This window comes from Nitrospina gracilis 3/211, from assembly GCF_000341545.2.
In the GTDB taxonomy this organism is placed as follows: domain Bacteria; phylum Nitrospinota; class Nitrospinia; order Nitrospinales; family Nitrospinaceae; genus Nitrospina; species Nitrospina gracilis.
This window is the reverse complement of the sequence record NZ_HG422175.1, coordinates 1-1,867: the sequence shown is the minus strand read 5'-3', so window position 1 is coordinate 1,867 and position 1,867 is coordinate 1. Positions and strand designations below refer to the sequence as shown.

Genomic DNA, 1,867 nt, shown 5'->3' with positions numbered 1-1,867 from the left:
GACGAATTTCGCTCCAAATGCCTTGAGTTTCTTGAAAAGTTCAACCTGGAATACCGCCACTCGGTCTGGGCCAATGATTCGGAACTTGAAATTGACATGCAGGACGAAACCCCCGTCGTTGGCGGAAAATACCTGGCGCTCTGCATCATCAATCCCCCTTACAACCTTGTGGACGCAATGAAGGTTAAGGGGTTTCTGGATTCCGTCCGCGGCGAGGGCGCAGCGCGAGGCATCATCATCACCACCGGTTACTTTTCGGACGACGCCTACCGGCAGATAGAAGAAGAGCCGGTGGAACTGGTCAATGTCCATTCCTTCCTGAAGTACCTCAAAAGTTTCGACATTTACTGAACCGGGCTCCCTCGGCCCGCGAGATTTGGTCCCGAAGGCACTCTATGTTATACTGTCTTCCTTATGAAAATCTCAAAACTTATTGAAACCATACGCCCTGCGTTTTCTTTCGAGTTTTTTCCGCCGAAAGACGACGAGGGGTTCAATCAGCTTTTCACCGCCATCGAAAACCTCAAGCCCTGCCAGCCGGTCTACGTGTCGGTCACCTACGGCGCCATGGGCAACACCCGCACCAAGACGCTCGACCTGGTCAAACGCATCAAGCGCGACCTGGATCTGGAAAGTATGGCGCACCTGACCTGCGTCGGTTCCAATTCCGATGAGATCGCCGAAGTGCTGGACGCCCTGCAGGACGCGGGCATAGAAAACGTGCTGGCCCTGCGCGGTGACCCGCCCAAGGATCAGGAGTATTTTGTGCGGCCGAAGGATGGCTTCGGGTTTGCCAACGAACTGGTGGAATTCATCAAAAAAAGGGGTTACGACTTCTGCATCGGCGTCGCCGGGTATCCGGAAAAGCACATCGAGTGCTCGGACATGAACACCGACCTCGACAACCTGAAGCGGAAAGTCGACGCGGGGGCGGATTTTGTGGTCACCCAGTTGTTTTTTGACAACGATTACTACTTCGATTTCGTGGACCGGGCCATCGCCCGCGGCATCAACGTACCGATCATTCCCGGTATCATGCCGATTCAGAACCTGAAACAGGTCAAGCGTTTCACGAAAATGTGCGGCTCGACAATTCCCGATCCCCTGCTGTTGCGGATGGAAGCCTATTCGGAAGACACGGATGCGATCAAGGAAATCGGCGTCGAGCACGCCACCGAGCAGTGCGAGGGGCTCATCAATGGCGGCGCACCGGGCATTCATTTTTACACGCTCAACCGGTCCCGGGCCACTCTCAATATTTTCGAGAACCTGAAGAAACTGGTGGATATCACACCGAACCCCTGACCCCTGCTGGTGATTGGCCGGTAACGATGAGGATCTTCGCGGCGTTCACGCTATGGCTTCTGGCCTGCACCACCGCCTGTTCTCCCACGCCCGGCGTTTCTCCGGACCAGACCTTCGACATCACCGAAGACATGGTGATGATCCCGGCGGGCAAGTTCCAGCGGGGATGCGACGCCCTCGGCCCGGAACACGGCGCCCCCGCGCACGAGGTGTACCTCAACGGCTTCATGATCGACAAGTACGAGGTCACCAACAAAAAGCTGGAAGAGGTGATGCCGGACCACCTTCTGCGCCGCAGTGCCTCCTCCAGTTGCGACAACTGCCCCGTCTCCAAAATCACCTGGTACGAAGCCGCCGACTACTGCCACCTCATCGGAAAAGCCCTGCCCAGCGAAGCGCAATGGGAAAAAGCCGCCGGCGGGGCCAACGGTTGTGAATTCCCCTGGGGACCGGATTGGGACCCGGAAATGGCCTACGGCGGCAAACAGCTTGCGGACGGCGCCGCACCGGTCGGCCAGTACCCCCCCAACCAGTACGGACTCTACGACATGGCGGGAAACAT

At 57.1% G+C, this 1,867-nt stretch carries 3 protein-coding genes; all 3 read left to right on the top strand.

Annotated features, from left to right (window positions below):
• Positions 1 to 351, top strand: a 351-nt coding sequence (locus TX82_RS14795; protein ID WP_042252963.1) for a restriction endonuclease, incomplete at its 5' end; no start/stop codon positions are given.
• A gap of 63 nt (positions 352 to 414) precedes the next feature.
• Positions 415 to 1,305, top strand: coding sequence for a methylenetetrahydrofolate reductase [NAD(P)H] (gene metF, locus TX82_RS14790; protein ID WP_005006034.1), 891 nt, complete (start codon positions 415 to 417; stop codon positions 1,303 to 1,305).
• A gap of 26 nt (positions 1,306 to 1,331) precedes the next feature.
• The coding region (locus TX82_RS14785; RefSeq protein WP_052338301.1) for a formylglycine-generating enzyme family protein at positions 1,332 to 1,867 on the top strand (536 nt) is incomplete at its 3' end.

Bases quoted from the DNA above. Each gene is read 5' to 3' on its own strand.
- metF (WP_005006034.1), top strand. From the start codon at position 415: ATGAAAATCTCAAAACTTATTGAAACCATACGCCCTGCGTTTTCTTTC.